General features: G+C 68.3%; 14 protein-coding genes and 1 tRNA gene. 3 read left to right on the forward strand and 12 right to left on the reverse strand.

Going from position 1 to position 16,969, the window contains the following annotated elements:
• Positions 1-13 precede the first annotated feature (13 nt).
• From alaS to QTI20_RS09485, 5 genes are all read right to left on the reverse strand, one after another.
• Positions 14-2,722 (reverse strand): alanine--tRNA ligase, encoded by a 2,709-nt coding sequence (gene alaS / locus QTI20_RS09465; RefSeq protein ID WP_286548257.1) that lies wholly within the window; start codon positions 2,720-2,722, stop codon positions 14-16.
• Positions 2,723-2,861: 139 nt separating this feature from the next.
• Complete coding sequence (locus QTI20_RS09470; protein ID WP_286548255.1) at positions 2,862-3,383, reverse strand: hypothetical protein; 522 nt, start codon at positions 3,381-3,383, stop codon at positions 2,862-2,864.
• Positions 3,380-3,805 (reverse strand): hypothetical protein, encoded by a 426-nt coding sequence (locus QTI20_RS09475; RefSeq protein ID WP_286548254.1) that lies wholly within the window; start codon positions 3,803-3,805, stop codon positions 3,380-3,382. Before QTI20_RS09475 ends, QTI20_RS09470 begins: the two co-directional genes overlap by 4 nt.
• A 275-nt stretch (positions 3,806-4,080) precedes the next feature.
• A complete protein-coding gene (locus QTI20_RS09480; RefSeq protein WP_286548253.1) occupies positions 4,081-5,004 on the reverse strand; it encodes an alpha/beta hydrolase family protein in 924 nt (307 codons plus the stop codon).
• Positions 5,001-9,773: a CapA family protein gene (locus QTI20_RS09485; RefSeq protein ID WP_286548252.1), complete on the reverse strand. Its 4,773-nt coding sequence runs from the start codon at positions 9,771-9,773 to the stop codon at positions 5,001-5,003. Before QTI20_RS09485 ends, QTI20_RS09480 begins: the two co-directional genes overlap by 4 nt.
• Positions 9,774-9,996: 223 nt before the next feature.
• Here QTI20_RS09485 and QTI20_RS09490 point away from each other — a divergent pair, with 223 nt between their 5' ends.
• Together QTI20_RS09490 and QTI20_RS09495 are read left to right on the forward strand one after the other, a co-directional pair.
• Positions 9,997-10,638, forward strand: a complete 642-nt coding sequence (locus QTI20_RS09490) for a glutathione S-transferase family protein (protein ID WP_286548251.1) — start codon at positions 9,997-9,999, stop codon at positions 10,636-10,638.
• A 229-nt stretch (positions 10,639-10,867) separates the two neighbouring features.
• Complete coding sequence (locus QTI20_RS09495; RefSeq protein ID WP_286548249.1) at positions 10,868-11,611, forward strand: TIGR02391 family protein; 744 nt, start codon at positions 10,868-10,870, stop codon at positions 11,609-11,611.
• A gap of 1 nt (position 11,612) precedes the next feature.
• Here the strand turns inward: QTI20_RS09495 and QTI20_RS09500 are convergent, their stop codons facing one another.
• The 4 genes from QTI20_RS09500 to QTI20_RS09510 form a co-directional block, all read right to left on the reverse strand.
• Positions 11,613-12,716 (reverse strand): hypothetical protein, encoded by a 1,104-nt coding sequence (locus QTI20_RS09500; RefSeq protein WP_286548248.1) that lies wholly within the window; start codon positions 12,714-12,716, stop codon positions 11,613-11,615.
• A 454-nt stretch (positions 12,717-13,170) separates the two neighbouring features.
• A complete protein-coding gene (locus tag QTI20_RS30765) occupies positions 13,171-13,365 on the reverse strand; it encodes a recombinase family protein (protein WP_503011826.1) in 195 nt (64 codons plus the stop codon).
• Positions 13,281-13,460 carry a DUF6538 domain-containing protein gene (locus QTI20_RS30705; protein WP_353507272.1) on the reverse strand — a complete coding sequence of 60 codons (180 nt, stop codon included), beginning with the start codon at positions 13,458-13,460 and terminating at the stop codon, positions 13,281-13,283. Before QTI20_RS30705 ends, QTI20_RS30765 begins: the two co-directional genes overlap by 85 nt.
• Before the next feature lie 100 nt (positions 13,461-13,560).
• A tRNA-Gly gene (locus QTI20_RS09510) sits at positions 13,561-13,634 on the reverse strand.
• 243 nt (positions 13,635-13,877) lie between these two features.
• On the opposite strand from QTI20_RS09510, the gene QTI20_RS09515 reads away from it, so the two are divergent.
• Positions 13,878-14,954, forward strand: a complete 1,077-nt coding sequence (locus QTI20_RS09515) for an alpha/beta fold hydrolase (protein WP_286548247.1) — start codon at positions 13,878-13,880, stop codon at positions 14,952-14,954.
• A 26-nt stretch (positions 14,955-14,980) separates the two neighbouring features.
• Here the strand turns inward: QTI20_RS09515 and QTI20_RS09520 are convergent, their stop codons facing one another.
• From QTI20_RS09520 to thpR, 3 genes are read right to left on the reverse strand one after another with little or no spacing between them, the layout of a single operon-like run.
• Positions 14,981-15,343 (reverse strand): hypothetical protein, encoded by a 363-nt coding sequence (locus QTI20_RS09520; protein ID WP_183027057.1) that lies wholly within the window; start codon positions 15,341-15,343, stop codon positions 14,981-14,983.
• 51 nt (positions 15,344-15,394) lie between these two features.
• Positions 15,395-16,363, reverse strand: coding sequence for a hypothetical protein (locus QTI20_RS09525; RefSeq protein WP_286548246.1), 969 nt, complete (start codon positions 16,361-16,363; stop codon positions 15,395-15,397).
• Entirely contained in the window at positions 16,354-16,956 is a 603-nt protein-coding gene (gene thpR, locus QTI20_RS09530) for an RNA 2',3'-cyclic phosphodiesterase (RefSeq protein WP_286548245.1), read from the reverse strand. The genes QTI20_RS09525 and thpR overlap by 10 nt, the downstream gene beginning before the upstream one ends.
• Positions 16,957-16,969 lie beyond the last annotated feature (13 nt).

Genomic DNA, 16,969 nt, shown 5'->3' on the forward strand with positions numbered 1-16,969 from the left:
TCACCACGCCCGTTCAGACCCGTTCGGCCACCCAGCCCTGGACCGAGGCCAGCGCGGCCGCGAGGCCGCTGGGGTCGGTGCCGCCGGCCATCGCCATGTCGGGCTTGCCGCCGCCCTTGCCGCCCACCTGCTGGGCCACGAAGTTGACCAGCTCGCCGGCCTTGACCTTGGCCAGCGCGTCGGCGGTCACGCCCGCCGCCAGCTGCACCTTGGCGCCCTCGGCGATCGCCAGCACGATGACCGCGCTCTTGAGCTTGTCCTTGAGCTTGTCCATGGTGTCGCGCAGCGTCTTGGCGTCGCCGCCGTCGAGCTGGGCCACCAGCAGCTTGAGGCCGCCGAGGTCGATCGCCTGGGCGATCAGTTCGTCGCCCTTCGACGACGCCAGCTTGCCCTTGAGCGTGCCGACCTCGCGTTCGAGCACCTTCATCTGGTCGAGCAGCTGGGCCAGGCGCGCCTGCACCTCGGCCGGGGTCGACTTGAGCGTCTGGGCCGCGGTCTGCACCGCCGACTCGAGCGCCTGCAGGTAGGCCAGCGCGTTGGCGCCAGTGATCGCCTCGATGCGGCGCACGCCCGCGGCCACGCCGCTCTCGCTGGTGATCTTGAACAGGCCGATGTCGCCGGTGCGACTCACGTGCGTGCCGCCGCAGAGCTCGCGGCTGGAACCGATGTCGAGCACGCGCACGGTCTCGCCGTACTTCTCGCCGAACAGCATCATCGCGCCGGTCTTCTGGGCCGACTCGATGTCCATCACGCGCGCCTGCGTCGCGGCATTGGCCAGGATCTCGGCGTTCACGCGCTTCTCGATCTCGAGGATCTGCTCGCGCGTGACCGCGGCGTTGTGCGCGAAGTCGAAGCGCGTCTTGTCGGCGTCGACCAGCGAGCCCTTCTGCTGCACGTGCGTGCCCAGCACCTCGCGCAGCGCCTTGTGCATCAGGTGGGTCACGCTGTGGTTGCGCATGGTCGCGTGGCGGCGCTCGCCGTCGACCGCGGCCTTGACCGTGTCGCCGACCTTGAGCGTGCCCTGCGTCTGCGTGCCATGGTGGCCGAACACGTCGGCCTTGATCTTCTGCGTGTCGTCGACGCCGAACTGCACGCCCTCGGCGCTCAGCGCGCCCTGGTCGCCGACCTGGCCGCCGCTCTCGGAATAGAAGGGCGTGGTGTCGAGCACCACGATGCCCGGCTGGCCTTCCTTGAGTTCGGGCACGGCCGCGCCTTCGAAGTACAGCGCCTGCACGGTGGCCTGCGCCTCGAGATGCTCGTAGCCGGTGAAGGTGTTGCCCGCGCCGGCGTACTCGACGTTGCGGTCCATCTTGAACTTGCCGGCCGCGCGGCCCGCGGCCTTCTGCTTTTCCATGGCGGCGTTGAAGCCGGCCTCGTCGATCGACCAGCCCTGTTCACGACAGACATCGGCTGTCAAATCTAGAGGGAAGCCGAAGGTATCGTGAAGCTTGAAAGCGACATCGCCAGGGAGCACTTTGCTCTGTGGCGACTCCGCGCTTCCAATCACGCGTTCGATGTCCGTATGCGCCGGATGTTCAGACGTCCGGGCGATCGCCACCTTTTCGCTTGGGAACATTGCGCTGTTCAGAATGTCCATGCCGTTGGCCAATGTCTCGAAGAAGCGTTCTTCCTCGGCCTTGAGCGTGTCGGTGATGTGCTTCTGCTCGGCCACCAGCTTGGGATAGGCGTCGCCCATGATGGTCACCAGGTCGGCCACCAGCTTGTGGAAGAAGGGCTTCTTCTGGCCCAGCAGGTAGCCGTGGCGGATGGCGCGGCGGATGATCCGGCGCTGCACGTAGCCGCGGCCCTCGTTCGAGGGGATCACGCCGTCGGTCACCAGGAAGGCGGTGGCGCGGATGTGGTCGGCGATCACGCGCAGGCTCTTGTGGTCGAGGTCGGTGGTGTGCGTCTCGCGCGCGGCCGCCTTCACCAGCTTGTCGAACAGGTCGATCTCGTAGTTGCTGTGCACGTGCTGCAGGATCGCGGCCAGCCGCTCCAGGCCCATGCCGGTGTCGACGCAGGGCGCGGGCAGTTTCCTGACCGAGCCGTCGGGCTGCATGTCGAACTGCATGAACACGTTGTTCCAGATCTCGATGTAGCGGTCGCCGTCTTCGTCCGGCGAGCCGGGCGGGCCGCCCGCGATCTCGGGGCCGTGGTCGTAGAAGATCTCGGAGCACGGGCCGCAGGGGCCGGTGTCCGCCATCATCCAGAAGTTGTCGGACATGTAGCGGCCGCCCTTGTTGTCGCCGATGCGCACCACGCGCTCGGGCGGCAGGCCGATCTCCTTGGTCCAGATGTCGTAGGCCTCGTCGTCCTCGATGTAGACCGTGGCCCAGAGCTTCTCGGCCGGCAGCTTGTAGACCTGGGTCAGCAGCTCGAAGGCCCATTGGAGGGATTCGCGCTTGAAGTAGTCGCCGAAGCTCCAGTTGCCCAGCATCTCGAAGAAGGTGTGGTGGCGCGCGGTGTAGCCCACGTTCTCCAGGTCGTTGTGCTTGCCGCCGGCGCGCAGGCAGGCCTGCACCGAGGTCGCGCGCTGGTAGGGGCGCTTGTCCTCGCCGAGGAACACGTCCTTGAACTGCACCATGCCCGAGTTGGTGAACATCAGGGTCGGGTCGTTGCCCGGCACCAGCGGGCTGGACGGCACGATGGTGTGGCCCTTCGAGGCGAAGAAATCGAGGAAGGTCTTGCGGATGTCCGCGACCGTGAAGGTGGGCTGGCTCATGGGATGAAAAGGCTGGCGCAGCGGAACAGTGCTCCCGCTAACTGCTTGATTTGATTGGCCATTCGATTATAGGTTTGGGACCACCCCCGCACCCGCGTGGGCCCATGCCCTTTGCCGCGCCGCCCGCGCCCGCGAAGCGCTACTTCAGGTCCATGAAGTTGCTCTCGATCCAGACCCGGCCTTCCTCGTTGAGCGCGAGGTCGAGCGCCTGGTCCTTGGAGATCTTCTTTTCCTTGATCGCCACCGACAGCGGGTTCTCGAAGGAATCGTCCTTGCGGTGGTTGTAGATGCGCTCGTTGCCCTCGGGATCGCTGTAGATGTAGGACACGCTGATGCCGTCGAGATCGGCGAAGGGCTGCAGGAACTCCATGAACTGCGAGGCGGTGATGCCCTCGGCCTTGATCGCCTGCCAGTGCTTGAAGTAGATCGACTGGCCCAGCACCTGCTCGCGGCGCTGGATCTGCTGGGCGAGCTGCGGATCGGCTTCGGGCGCCCGGCGTGGCCATTCGCGCGGCGCGATCGGGGCGGCGGGGGGCGGCCGCACGGGGGCCGGCGGTGGCGGTGGCGCCGCTGCCGGGAAGGTCGGCGGCGCGATCGCCGTGCTCGGCCGGCGCACCTCGGCCGCGCGGCCGCGCCAGAGCTGCCGCAGGCGATCGATCACAGGGAGCCCGCTTGGGTCCGCTCGGTGGCCGCCAGGCGGGCCACGGTCGGATCCGACAGGATCAGCACGGCGCGGTAGGCCGCGCGGCCGGCCAGCTTGGCGTCCTCGGCCAGCTGCTTCCAGCTGCGCTCCTGCTCCTGCGGCGACAGCGCCGCCGACTGGCGCAGCAGGGTGCGGCTGATCTCCAGCAGCGCCTGCGCCGAGGTCAGACAGAAATGCACGGCCGACAGTTCGGGCCGTTCCCGGTAGTGCGCCATTTCCGTCTGGCGCACGTCGAGCTGGTCTTCCGCCGACAGCATGCCGAAGTCGGTCGACCGGCAGAACGGCACGCTGCCGAAGGCGCCGCCGAAGCCCTGCATCGCAGCCTCGATGGCGGCCGAGGCCTCGTCGACGAGGACGGCCTCCCGCTCCCTCAAATCCATAAGTGTCTTCCGTACGATTGCATGTATCCCCCACGAAGGAAGGCGTCTGGATCCGGGCCTCACCGGGCCGCCCATCGGGGGACGGGCGAGGAACGCGGATGGGGCCGGATGCTACCGTGCGCCCCCGCTGGCGCCCGCAAACGAAAGAATGAAATCGACGCCGGTAGTGCTTAAAGTAACAAATTATGTGAGAAAGTGGTGGATTGTCACCACACTGTTAACTGACATCGGCCGGCGTCAGGGAACCGCAAGAAACTTCCCACCGACAGAGCCCCTCAGCGCGCGCATTCCCGCGCCGTCTCGAGCGCCGGCTGCCCCCGCATGTCGTGGTATTCGGGCGGCAGCGTCTGCACTTCCCTCAGCGTTACGCGGTGGCCGGCACGGCCCAACGCGTCGGCGAAGCGGCGCTGCAGCACGAAGGGCGTGACGTTGTCCGCGGGGTTCCCCAGCACGAAGAGCTGGCGCCGGTCGTCGCGCACCACCCCGTCGATGTGCGCCAGCGGGTCGTACATGCCCTGCACCGCGGCCAGGGCGCGCGCGCTCGGCGGCCCCTCCCCCGCCATCTCCCGGCGCAGCCGCACCCGCTCCTCGTAGGCGAAGGCGGCCGAGGTCATCACCACGCAGCGCAGGTCGCTGCGCCCCAGCGTGAGCATCGCCGCCGCCGCGGTCGCGCCGCCGCTGTGGCCCACCAGCACGAACTGCCCGATGCCGTGGCGGCGCTTGAGCGCGTCGAGCGCGGCATCGATGGGCGCGAATTCCTCGGACAGGCGCCGGCGCCGGCCGTGGTCGCCCGAGGAGCCATAGGTGCCGGGGCGCGCCATGAAGATCCACGGCACGCCCGCGCGGTCGCGGCTGCGTTGCGCATCGAGGGTGCGCAGGGCTTCGGTGTTGCCGGGAATGCGCGTGGGCGCCTCGTCCATCACGTCGTCGCGGTCGCCGGAGAACTGCACGATGGCCACGCGCGCGCCGTCGATGTCGCCGCTCGCGAAGTAGCGGATGCAGGCTGGCCCCGCGGCGGGCTGCACCCACAGGTAGCCGGCGCGGTCGGGGCAATGGGCGCGCACGGCGGGCTGGTTCCAATACAGCACCGCCGCCGGCATGCCGGGCCCGGCGTGTTGCGCGCAGGCCGCCTGCGCCAGGGCCAGCAGCACCAGCGCGAAGCGGGCGGGCCGCCGGAGGGTGCGCGCCGCCGTCGTCACAGCTTTTCCAGCAACACCGACACGTTGCCGAAGTCGGACTGCTGGCGGTCGCCCTTCACCAGCACCAGGTCGCCGTCGCGCAGGATGCCGCCGAGGTAGCCCGCGAGCTGCGCCGCATCGTCGAAGTGCGGGCCGAGCAGTTCGGCCGGCACCTCTTCGCGCAGCCAGCGCATCTCGTCGCCGTGCGTCACCACGTGCTGGATGCCCGAGGCCAGCAGCGGCGCCGCCAGGCTGCGGTGCATGGCCTCGGCCTCGGCGCCCAGGTTGATGATGCGGCCCAGCACGCCGATCTTGCGCGCCACCGGCGCGGCCTGCGCGGGCTGGTAGGTGCGCACGAAGTCCATCGCGTTGCGCATCGACATGACCTCGGCGTTCCAGCTGTCGTCGATCAGCGTGGCCTGCACGCCGCCCTGCGTGCGCAGCGCGCGCACCTGCATCACCGAGGCGGGCAGCCGCACGTGCGGCATGCGCGCGCAGGCGGCCTCGCCATCGAAGCCCATGGCCAGCAGCGCGGCAAAGGCCAGGGCCGAGTTGCGCACCAGGCCCGCGCTGCCGAGGGGGAAGACATATTCGAAGGCGCGCCCCGCCGTCGCGATGCGCACGCGGCAGCCGCCGCCGGGCTCGGGCCGGGTGTCGAGCACGCGAATGTTGGCGTCGGGCCCGCTGCCCACCACCCAGATCGCGCCCGCGGTGCGCGCGGCCGCCTGCACCACCTGCGCCAGGCAGGGGATGTGGTCGGCCACGATGGCCACGCCGCCCGGCTCCAGCCCCAGGAAGATGCGCGACTTGTACTCGGCCGTGAGCGCCAGCGTCGAGGCCTGGCGGGTCTGCGACAGGCCGATCTCGGTGACGATGGCCACGTGCGGCCGCGCCATCAGCGCGATCGGTCCGCGGTCCATCCAGAGCCCGCTCTGCGCCATCTCGAGGATGCAGACGTCGGCATCGGCCGCCAGGTTGGCCAGCATGGCCGGCACGCCGACGCGCGAGTTGTAGTTGTCGATGGTGGTGTGCACGCGCGCGGCCGGGGGCAGCAGGTCGCGCAGCATGGCGATGGTGGACGACTTGCCGACCGTGCCGGTCACGCCCACCACCAGGCCCTGGTAGCGCGCCCGCGCGGCCGCGCCGAGCGCGAGCATGGCGCGGATCGGGTCCTCCACCTGCAGCAGCGGGAAGCCGGGGGCGAGCCCGTCCACCGGATGCGCGACCAGGGCGCCGGCCAGTGCGTGCTGCAGCCGCGGCAGCTCGAGGTGGCGGTCCCAGTTGTCCGGGCGCGGCTTGCTGTAGCTCTCGTGCACGGCCAGCGTGCGGTAGTCGGAGGCCACGAAGAGCGCCGGCGGCGGCAGCATCGACATGTGGAGCGGCCCGCGCACCACCGAGTTCACGCACCAGCCCGGCGGCGGCTCGACCAGCCAGCGGCCGCCCGTGACCTGCTGCAGCTGCGCGGCGGTCCAGACCGGCCCGGCCTTCGGGCCGGCGCCGGGGCGCGAGGCGGCCAGCACCGGTGCCGGGCGCTCGGGCAGCGGCACCGGGAAACCAGGCACGCGCAGGCCGCACCAGACGGGCAGCAGGTGCGCCGACAGGCCCGGCGCGTCGCCGCGCACGCGCACCTCGAGCCGCAGCACGTCGCTCTCGAGCAGGCCGGGGCGCGGCGGGCGCAGGCCGTAGCGGTCGCGGTAGATGCGGCCGGGCTCCCAGCGGCTGGTGGGCCACATCCAGTCGCAGGGATCGTGGTCCATGCCCTCGCCCCAGGCCGGCATGGTGGTGCTGCGCATCGGCAGCGCGCGGAACTGCAGGCGCAGGTCGGCCGCCACGGGCGCGTCGACGGTCCAGAACGACTCGACCCACAGGATGCGGCGCCCGACGACCTGGCGCGGCGCGCAGCGCAGGCCCAGCAGGCGCATCGGTCCGATCTGCAGCGGCGTCATGCGGGCGTCGGGCGGCACCGCATCGACCGTCCATTCGGGGCGCGGCGCGCGCAGCGGGCCGACGGTCGGAGGCAAAGCGGCCACCGAGGCGATGGCTGCATCCGTTGCCGGTCCGACGAGCGGCCGCTCGGGCGGCGACAGGCGCAGCACACAACGGCCGCCGGGCATCGGCGCCATCTCGGTGCCGAGGGCCCGGCACTGCGCGGCAAAGCGCGCGCTGGCCGCTTCGGCCGGCTCGCCCTCGACCTGCCGGGTGACACCGAAGCCGACACCGATCGGCGTGAACAGCACCTGCTCGACACCGTGCAGGCCCAGCGTCAGCGAGAACACGCCCGAGTCGCCGAAGTCGTTGCGCACCGCGTCGAACAGCAGGTCGCCCGCGTCGTGCAGGATCGGCCGGCCGCGATGGACTTCGATGCCCTGCAGCACATGCGCCGAGGTACCGAGCACCGCATCGGCGCCCGCATCGACGATGGCATGGCCGACCGCGATCTCGGCGCGCGAAGGCGCGGTCTCGAGGTTGGCGCCCCAGTGCACCGCCACCAGCACCACGTCGGCCTCGCGGCGTGCGGCCTCGATGCGCGGCGCGAGCGTGGCCGTCCAGGCGGCCAGGTCGTCGAGCGACAGCCAGGCCGCGCCGGGCTTGTGGGCGGTGGCGGCGAAGCGCGGCTGCGTGGCGTCGAGCGAGAACAGCGCCACGCGCACCCCGCCCGCGCGACCGAAGGCCGGCCGCAGCGCGGCCTCCAGCGTGCGGCCGGTGCCCGCATGGGCGATGCCCGCGGCGTCCAGCAGGCCGTGCTGTTCAATCAACGCCTCGGGGCCGTAGTCGCCGCTGTGGTTGTTGGCGGTGGCGACCATGCCGATGCCCGCCTCGGTCAGCACCGCCAGCATCTCGGGCCGCGCACGGTAGTAGTAGGGGCCGGCCTCGTCCTTCTCCACGCCCTGCTCGCCCGTGGTCGCGACCACGCATTCGAGGTTGACGATGCGCAGGTCGGCCTCGCGCAGCGCGGCGATGTCGCCGAGCACCCTGTGCGCCCCGCCCAGCTCGCGCGTGCGGTAGTGCTGGCGGCGCGCCAGGTTGACGTCGCCGCCCCAGGCGACCACGCCGGAGGCCGCGCCCCCGACCGCCCGCTGAGGCAGTGCCGCCGTTTGCGCCGACCGCGCTTCACGTGCCTTCAGCAGGCGGTGGTAGGCCACATAGCCCGACAGGTAGTGCTCCACGTCGTCGATGCGCACGCGGAAGCTGTGGTGCCGGATGAAGAAGCCGCCGAGGATGCGCCCCGGGTTCTTGAAGAACATCGCCAGCTCGGGCCAGAAGTGGCCATTGAGCAGATAGCGCGCGCGGTAGGCCAGCGCGCGCTCGAACTTGGCGAGGTCGAAACCGTCGAGCAGGTGCGCGAACACCGGATCGGCCTGCAGCCGCGTGACCATCTTCTGCGCCGCCATCATCAGTTCGAGCAGCGTCGGGTAGGTCGTGATGCGCTCGAGCACGAAGTCGAGATAGCCGCGCACGTTGTCCAGTCCGAAGCGGTAGTAGCGTTCCTCGGGCCGGTAGAGCGTGAGCTCGTTGATACAGTAGCTCAACCAGTGGTCGTGCGCGCGCCAGTGCTCGGCCTCGATGAAATAGGCCACCGCCTTCTCCACGGTCTGCAGCCAGCGCGGGTCGCGCGTGAGGCCGTAGAGCCGCATCAGGCCGAAGGCCGCCTCGCCGTCGTAGTAGATGGTGCGGTGTTCGGCCTTGAGGCGGAGATCGGGATGCAGCAGCACGTGCACGAAGCGGCCGGTCGCCGGGTCCTGCATGTGCACGATGCCCAGCGCCAGTTCGGCCAGCAGCGGCAGGTACTGTTCGTCGCCCGTGAGCTCGGTGTACTTCACGAAGGCCAGCAGGCACACCGCGTTGCCGCCCAGCTTGATCTCGTCGCCGAGGTCGACCAGGAAGGCCGCGCGCTGGCCGTCGGGCAGGTCGAGGTGTTGGATCAGCGTGCCGCGCAGGTAGGCCAGCGCGGACCGGATCGCGGCCATCTGTGAGGCCCGGAGCGAAGCATCCTGCGTGAGCTCCCAGCCTTCGAGCAGCGCGTAGGTCGAGCTCGCATGGCGCAGCGCGTTGTAGGTCGGGATCGGCCGGTCGAAGCAGGGGAACCAGCCGTAGTGGTACTCGCCCGAAGGCTTGACCTGCGCCGCCAGGTAGGCGGTGCTGGTGTGCACCACCTCGCGCACCGCCTCGGCATCCCAGCGCGGCAGCTGGCGGTAGCCGTGGTTCGGCCCCTGCGGCTCGATCACGTGCGCCGACGCGCCATCGGTGAAGACCGCCCGCGTGCTGAAGATCCACATTGGCTGCGCGGGCTGCGTCGGCCATTCCAGGGCCTGGCCGAAGCGGCGCTGGCCGTAGCCCGCGAGGTTGATGGCGTTGGGCGTCGCCGATTCCACCGCGTTGTCGTAGAGCAAGGCGTTGGCGCCGATCTCCGGCTCCAGCACCGCGACCGACAGGTCGGCCGTGAACGCGATGCCGAAGCGGAAGTAGTTGCGCTTGATCGCCCCGAACAAGGCCTGCAGCGCGTCCCAGCGCAGGGCCTCCACCACGTCGACCGCATCGACGCGCAGCCAGACCGGCGGCTGCGCCTGTGCCCCGACCCATTCGGCCACCAGGCGCTCCCCTTCGCGCCAGGCCTGCGCCAGATCCGCCCCCGCCGCGCGCAGCACGTGCGCGCGCGTGTCGAGGTTGCCGAGCGAAAAGAAGAGCGTGCAGACCGGTCGGTCGCCGGGAGGCACGGCGGACGCATTGCGTGCCTGCCACAGCGTCTCCAACGCAGGCCTCGCCTGTCGCAATAGATCGTTCGTATTCATATCTTGCGGAATCCAGGAAGCGCTGCCGCGAGAAGAACGTCAGCCGGCGCGCTGACGATTCTGAATGCATTCTTGATGGATGCGTCGCATGCCTGGCTGCGCGTTGCAGCGGATGGCGGACGGGCTGCGTTCAGCGTGCGGACAGGGCACAGCGCTTAAGCTGCCCGATCCCCCAACGCTCGTCGTCCGAAGCGCCCCACCCCTCCCATTCCACCCGCACACCATGCTCAAGATCCATCACCTCGGCCGCTCCCAGTCGGAACGCATCGTCTGGCTCTGCGAAGAACTCGCTGTCCCCTATGCGCTCGAGCACCATGCGCGCGACGCCTTCACCAAGCTCTCGCCGCCCGCGATCAGGGCGCTGCATCCGCTGGGCGCCGCGCCGCTGATCGAGGACGGCGAGCTGCTGCTGGGCGAGTCGGCCGCCATCGTCGAATACATCATCGTGAAGCACGGCGGCGGCCGCCTGAAGCCCAGGCCCGAGCATCCGGACTACGCGGCCTTCCTCTACTGGTTCCACTTCGCCAACGGCAACCTGCAGCCGGTGATGGGCCGGATGATGATGGTGAGCCGGGCCCAACTCCCGCCGGAGCATCCGGTGCTGGCCGGGGTGCAGGACCGTCTGGACCGCGTGCTGGCGCTGGTCGAAGCGCGGCTGGGCGCTGTGCCCTATCTGGCGGGCAGCGAGTTCACGGCGGCCGACATCATGAGCGTGTTCTCGCTCACCACGATGCGCCTGTTCCAGCCGCTCGACCTCGCGCCCTACCCGCACATCCGCGCGTACCTGCAACGCATCGGCGAACGGCCGGCTTATCGCAGGGCGATGGCGAAGGGGGATCCTGGGTTTGTGCCGATGTTGGACTGAGCGCGGATGGTGCGGCGTGCCTGGCAGGCCGCAGCCACAGCCTTGTCGAGCGGAGGGGTGCCGATGAGGCGGTGGAGCGGGTGAAGGGAATCAAACTCACCCGATGCAGTCGCTTCCCAGAGGAGAAACGCGATCAGTCGTCGTGCAGTACGCACGCTTAGTACACACGGCGAAGTGTCATGATAGCGCGGCCCTCAGCAGGCCGCTGAACACTTCCCAGATTCAAAAAATGCTTCGACTGATTGATGTCATCCCTAACGCCGACCTTTTGCTTTCGATGGAGCCGGAGGAGTTGGGCGGTGCGCTCCTCCAGCTAGTCAAAGATCAAACCAAGGGCCAGGGGCAAGGAATGTTTAACGCCTACAGCTACCTGATGAGCACAAGCGATTTGCAGGACTACAACCAGGGGAACACGAATCCATTACGGCAGGCAGTGAATGAGGGCCTCAACTGGCTTGAGCAGTGCGGATTTTTGGTGCCTGCAGAGGGCAGCAATGGGCAGAACGGCTGGCGCGTTCTCAGCAGGCGTGCGCACTCAATTCAAACGGGCGCCGACTATTCGGCCTACTTGAAGACCATAGGCTTCCCACGCGCTCTCCTGCATTCCAGCATCGCAGACCCGGTGTGGCTAATGCTGATGCGCAGGGAGTTTGACACAGCGGTTTTTCATGCGTTCAGGGAGGTCGAAATCGCGGTGCGCGATGCTTGCGGGTTCGATGCAACGACCATTGGGGTGCCGCTGATGCGAAAGGCGTTTCACGTTGACACGGGACCACTCAGCGATGCCGGCCAGTTGACAGCAGAGCGCGAGGCGTTGGCTAACTTGTTTGCTGGTGCCATCGGGTCTTACAAGAACCCGCACTCCCATCGTCGGGTAGAAATTGACTCTGCAGAGGCACAGGAGATGGTGCTGCTTGCTTCGCACTTGCTCAGGATTGTGGAGGCGCGGAAGCCCAGCCGCCTTGCAGGTTGACCTAGCCTTCTGGGTCTTCTAGGACCATCTGCGGGTCCGCCGTCCCAACATCCTTCCTTGGTTCCGCAACGACGAAGTCGGCCTTGTTCCGAGGTGGCGTGACTCGCACCATGGTCTCTCCTGATCTCGCGTGGTGTGAATGTACGTCCTCAACAACATAGTCATGCGGTTCGATGTTCCCTGCGTCGTCTTCGCGCAGGTGAATCATTAACCGACAAACCAGAGTCGTGCCGTTCTGAAACTTCACTCGCTTCTGTGCGACCTTTGCGAGAAACAGATCATCGGAGATAAGGAAGCTGATGACGCGACCCTCAAACCGGCCGCGCCACTTGCCGCCGTCGCGGATCAAGACTGGGGCAATAATCTCGATCTCTGCTTTCTCGATTCGAGTCGGCTCAAGCTCTTCCAGCCGGACAATGAATTCCTCGAATGAGGGGCGTTTAATAATTCGTTCCTGCTCTGGCTGCGGCTTGTGTGTGGGGGCAAAACCCACCGCCGATACTTTGCTGTAGCCAAGCAGCGATTCGTAGAACTGGGAACGCAGCTTGATGATCCGGCGATTGCCCAAGAGAGCGGGGAGCACTGCCTCGACCGTAGGCGGCTCATCTATGTGAAGTGAAAGTGTGGACCCGGTGGCAGGAAGTCGTGGAGCGTCTGCGGCCGCTTCCTGCTCCAACTTCTTGAGTTCCAAGCGGGTCTTCTTGAGGTTCAGATCGTTCAGTTCGATCTGCTGAATGGACAGCTTCTTGTCGCGCTCCAGGGCAAATGCATTCATCTCAACCTGCTGGTCTAGGAGCTTGCTCTGATAGCGCATCCAAACGGTGGCAGAGCAAATGCCAGTGACCACCCCGCCTAACAGAGTTAGCGAAACGGCGTGCTTACCGATGAAGTTGAGATAGACCTCCAGCCCTCCTTCTCCATAGGCCCTTGATTCAATTCGCAACTCGATGCCAAGCTGCTTTCCGACCTCCTTGACAAGCGCCAGCACCTCTCCCTCACACGCGTGCAGCACTAGTGCATCCATTACATGCGATTGGTCCTCCAGGAAGAAATGGACCAACAGTTGCCCTTGGGCTGGTAACGACTCCTCGGACTCGATGCTCACTGCGTTCTCCTCGGGTTTCTTGTGCACGAAATGTATGCCAAGCCGCAAGCAGGGGGGCAAAAAGCACTACAGGTGCCTGCAATGCGCGTCATTCGCTGAGAACGGCGCTGGCCAAGCGCAGGCGGACTTTGGTCGTCACGGGCGCGTAAAGCAACGCGCGTTCAAGGTTTAGAGTCGTTTGAGGCCGCTTTATGAATTGCGCTCTTCCGATAGCCTAGCTCGGCCATCTTGTTGTAGATAGACGCGCGAGAGATGGGCGCCATTTGCTTTGAGATTCCATGGGCGTAAGGCCACGCTCAAGGTATTCCTTCAACTTTGCAGTCTTCGCGGCATCGAACACGGGTTTGCGGCCCATGTACTTCCCGGAAGCCTTCGCCGCCGCGATGCCTTCTCGCTGCCGCTCACGTATCAGGGGTCCGCTCAAACTCAGCGAAGGCGCCCATGATCTGAAGCATCAGCTTCGCCATGGGGTCCTTGGCACCCGGGAGAACTTGAGGCCCTCCTTCACGAACTCAACGGACACCCCACGAGTCACCAAGTCCTCCACGGTCTTCTTGAGGTCCATCAGCGACCGACTGAAGCGGTCCATGCTCGCCACGGCGATGCTGTCGCCAGCCTCAACGAGGTATTCAGCGATATACGGACCCAGAAGTGGCGACCGATGATCGGGCGGAGCTTGAGGGGCACTTTGATCTGGAGGTGATAGATGTCGCCCCTTTTGGCGACACCGGTGGGGAGGGGCATATCGGGTCTCACGGTTCAATGATAGAACGTGAGTACTCGGCCAGTACACAAAGAAGTCCGCAGCTTTCGCTGGAGGATCATCTTTTCACTCGATAGATGATGGAGCGGGTGAAGGGAATCGAACCCTCGTCAGTTGCTTGGGAAGCAACAGCTCTGCCATTGAGCTACACCCGCAGGGGTCGGCATGCGACCATGAAAGACCGGCCGCGCATTCCAGATGAACGGCCGGGTGCACATTATGCCGTGCGCGGCATCACGCCTTTCGCGCCTCGGGCGCTTCGCGGCGCCTGCCTCCTGCCGCGCGTCTTCAGCTGCCCTTCAGCCCGTCTTCAGCCGCTCCCCAGTTCCCGTCGATACCTTGGAAGCACGCACCCGCCGCGGTGCGCAGCCCACCAGATTCCACCGACGGAGCCCCTCTTGCCTTCACCCAGTCTTCCTTCCTTCGCACATCGCAGGCACCTGCTGCGCGCCGCCACCGCCGTGCCCACCGCCCTGCTTCTCGCCGCCTGCGGTGGCGGTGGCAGCGATCGATCCGACCCGCTCGCGCCGCCCTCTGCCATCCGGGTCACGGACCGCCGCGTGCCCGTGGCGCCCGGCGTGTCGCTGCATGTGCGCGACTGGCAATCCGGCCGCCTCGCCGGCCCCACCTTCGTGCTGCTGCCGGGCTTCGGCGCCTCGGCGGCCCACTTCGACAGCCTGGCGCGTGCGCTCGCGCAGCGCGGGCGGGCCATCGCCATCAGTTGCCGCGGCTTCGGCCGGTCGGACAAGCCGCTGCCCGACGACACCCACCGCTACGACACCGGGACGCTGGTCGACGACGTGCATGCGGTGCTGCAGGCGCTCGGCGTCGACCGCATCGTGCTCGGCGGCCACTCGATGGCCGGCAACCAGGTCACGCTGTTCGCGGGGCGCTACCCGGAACGCGTGCGCGGCCTGGTCTACCTCGACACCAACTTCGACTACACCACCGTCTCGCCCGACGACAGCGACGACCCCTCGCTCGCCGAGCCCTCGCCCACCGAAGCCGACACGGCCTCGGTGGCCGCGATGATCGCGTTCAACCGACGGCTCAACCGCAACTGGTCGGCACCGATGGAGGCCGACCTGGTCGACAAGCTGGAGGTCAAGGCCGACGGCAGCGTCGGCTTCAACACGCCCGACGCCGTGGCCGCGGCGATGTACGTGGCAGGCCGGCAGTTCTCGCCGGATTACAAGGCCGTGCGCGTGCCGGCCCTGGTGCTGACAGCGCTGCCGGGCGACTGGCGCGACATGTGCCCCTGGCTGGCGACCGATGGCGATGCGCGGACGAAGGAAGCCGCGAACGCCGCGGTCCGGCTCTTCAACAGCGTGCGCGCACCCGATGCCGACCGCCTGTTCGAGGCCTTGCCCGCCGGCAGCCAGCGCGCGCTGTTCCAGCCCGCCACGCACGTGGACTTCTTCATCGAGCGTGAGGCGGAAGTGCTGCGGTTGGTGGACGGGATGGGCTGGCGCTGACCCGCCAGCCCGCGGAAGCCCAAGGATCAGACCGCCAAGGCCGTCGCATCCAGCCGTTCACGCAGGCGCACCACCGCCGCATCGAGCACCGCGCTTTCAGGCACCTCGCGGCGCCCGTATTCGGCCATCAGTTCGGCGGCGACCAGGTCCGCGCAGGTGGCCAGCCGGGACACGTCCATCTCGCCCATGCAGAGCCCCTGGTAGCGGATGTAGACCTTGGGGAAATTCACGCTCAGCGCCTGGGCCGCATCGAACACGCAGGCCGACAGGGAGCTCAGGCCTCGGTCGACGTAGCAGGCGGGCGGAACGGGTCCGCCGTGTCGCGGCGCGCGGATGCTGTAGGTGTAGGAGCGCTCGTGGCGCTGGATGAACTCGAGAACGGGCTGCATGGGCAACTCTCCTGGCGGGGCAACGGCGCGGCCGCGTCGGCGGGATGCAGTCTACCCCTCGGAAGGGCCGCTGCAAGGGCTTTGCAGAGGGGCGGCTCCGCCCTCGCCTTCCTCGCCGGGCAGGCCGGCCAGCAGTTGCTGCGCATCGTCGTCGAAGCCGCCCACGGGCTGGGCCTTGGCGAGCGCCATCCAGACGGCGAAAGGCATGCGCGGCAGCACCCGATGGACCGCCGGGCGGGCCACCACCAGCCGGCCCTGCTCGAGCATCAGCACGCCGCATTCGGCGGGGATCTCCTCGGGCGTGGCGATGGGGCGGTCGCGCGCGTCGCGGCCCAGCACGTACCAGCACTCGCCGCCCAGGTCGAGGTAGGCGGCGCGCTTGTCGGGCTTGCGCAGGTCGGCCATGAGGTCGGCGCGGCGCACCTTGATCTCGTGGACGATGGGCTGCGCATAGGCCTCGACGCTGGTGTTGCGGATCGAGAAGACGTCGGGCCGCGCGATGCACCAGCGCGCCGCCTCGCCCTCGGCGGCGCCCGGCACGCGGGCGCGCAGGCTCAGGCCGCGCCAGGCGATGCGGCCGTTGCGCGTCATCTCGCGCGCCACCTGCTCGACCAGCGCCTCGTGCGCCGACAGCGCGGCGCGGTTCACCACCAGGCTGTCGGCGATCAGCGCGATGCCGCGGTCGGTGACGCGCAGGGTCTCGTGGCCCAGCGCCGAGCGCTGGCGCGCCAGCAGGCCGGCAGCGAGCAGGTCGACCTCGATGGCGTCGCAGCAGGGCCAGCCGGCGGAGCGGTAGACCTCGCGCAGGCGCCGCGCATGCACGCGGCCCAGCACGATGTCGCCGGGCGGCGGCTCGATCACGGGCGGGGTGCGGCCGGGGTCGGTCATGGGGGGCGCGGCCGGCGGCGGGTCGCCCTCGGGCGGCCGCGGCGGCGGTCCGCCGGGTGGCGGCACGTTGAGGGGCGGCACCGGGTCGACGGGCACGTCGGTGCCCTGATGGCGCAGGGTGGTCATGGACATGGGACGAGGTTAGTACCGGACGCCGACCCTGTCGACCCTGGGGCCGCGCCGTAACGGCGCAACACTTCGTAGCGGGCGGTCGGCACCAGGCGGGACCAAACCAGGGCGAAGTCGTTGACGGGCCAGTCGACCGGCGGTATCCGAGGCGGTGGCACCGCCCCCTGCGTGTGGCGGGCGATCGTGACGTGCGGCGTCCATGCGGTGCCGGCGCGCAGGCCCACGCGCTGCAGCGGCCGCCGCAGGTTGTCGTGCAGGGCACGCAGCCCGGCGTTCTCGTCCGGCTGCACGACGGCGACGCCCCAGACCGCCGGCTTGCGCAGCGTGAGCCTCGTTTCCTCCATCGGCACTTCGGCCAGCGCCTCCTTCAATTCGAGGGCGCGGGACAGCGCGACGTCGCCGAGAAAGCCGAGGGTGAGATGGAATCGATCCGCCGGGGTGGGCACCGCCGCACGCGGCATCGGCCACGCCGCTCTTTGGCGATCGAGGGCCCGCTGCGTGATCGCATCCGGCAACAGGCCGATGAACAGGCGAAACGTCGGCTCCAGCGCGAACATCTCGAGCTGATCGGGTGAGATAGGGCGTCGTCTGGGCATGAGAGATCTCCTG

Origin of the sequence: Variovorax sp. J2P1-31 (genome assembly GCF_030317215.1) — a bacterium.
Classification (GTDB): Bacteria; Pseudomonadota; Gammaproteobacteria; order Burkholderiales; family Burkholderiaceae_C; genus Variovorax.

Coding starts and splice junctions, on each gene's coding strand:
- QTI20_RS09485 (WP_286548252.1), bottom strand. CDS start 9,773: ATGAATACGAACGATCTATTGCGACAGGCGAGGCCTGCGTTGGAGACG.
- QTI20_RS09490 (WP_286548251.1), top strand. CDS start 9,997: ATGCTCAAGATCCATCACCTCGGCCGCTCCCAGTCGGAACGCATCGTC.
- QTI20_RS09475 (WP_286548254.1), bottom strand. CDS start 3,805: ATGGATTTGAGGGAGCGGGAGGCCGTCCTCGTCGACGAGGCCTCGGCC.
- thpR (WP_286548245.1), bottom strand. CDS start 16,956: ATGCCCAGACGACGCCCTATCTCACCCGATCAGCTCGAGATGTTCGCG.
- QTI20_RS09520 (WP_183027057.1), bottom strand. CDS start 15,343: ATGCAGCCCGTTCTCGAGTTCATCCAGCGCCACGAGCGCTCCTACACC.
- QTI20_RS09495 (WP_286548249.1), top strand. CDS start 10,868: ATGCTTCGACTGATTGATGTCATCCCTAACGCCGACCTTTTGCTTTCG.
- alaS (WP_286548257.1), bottom strand. CDS start 2,722: ATGAGCCAGCCCACCTTCACGGTCGCGGACATCCGCAAGACCTTCCTC.
- QTI20_RS30705 (WP_353507272.1), bottom strand. CDS start 13,460: ATGCCCCTCCCCACCGGTGTCGCCAAAAGGGGCGACATCTATCACCTC.
- QTI20_RS09525 (WP_286548246.1), bottom strand. CDS start 16,363: ATGTCCATGACCACCCTGCGCCATCAGGGCACCGACGTGCCCGTCGAC.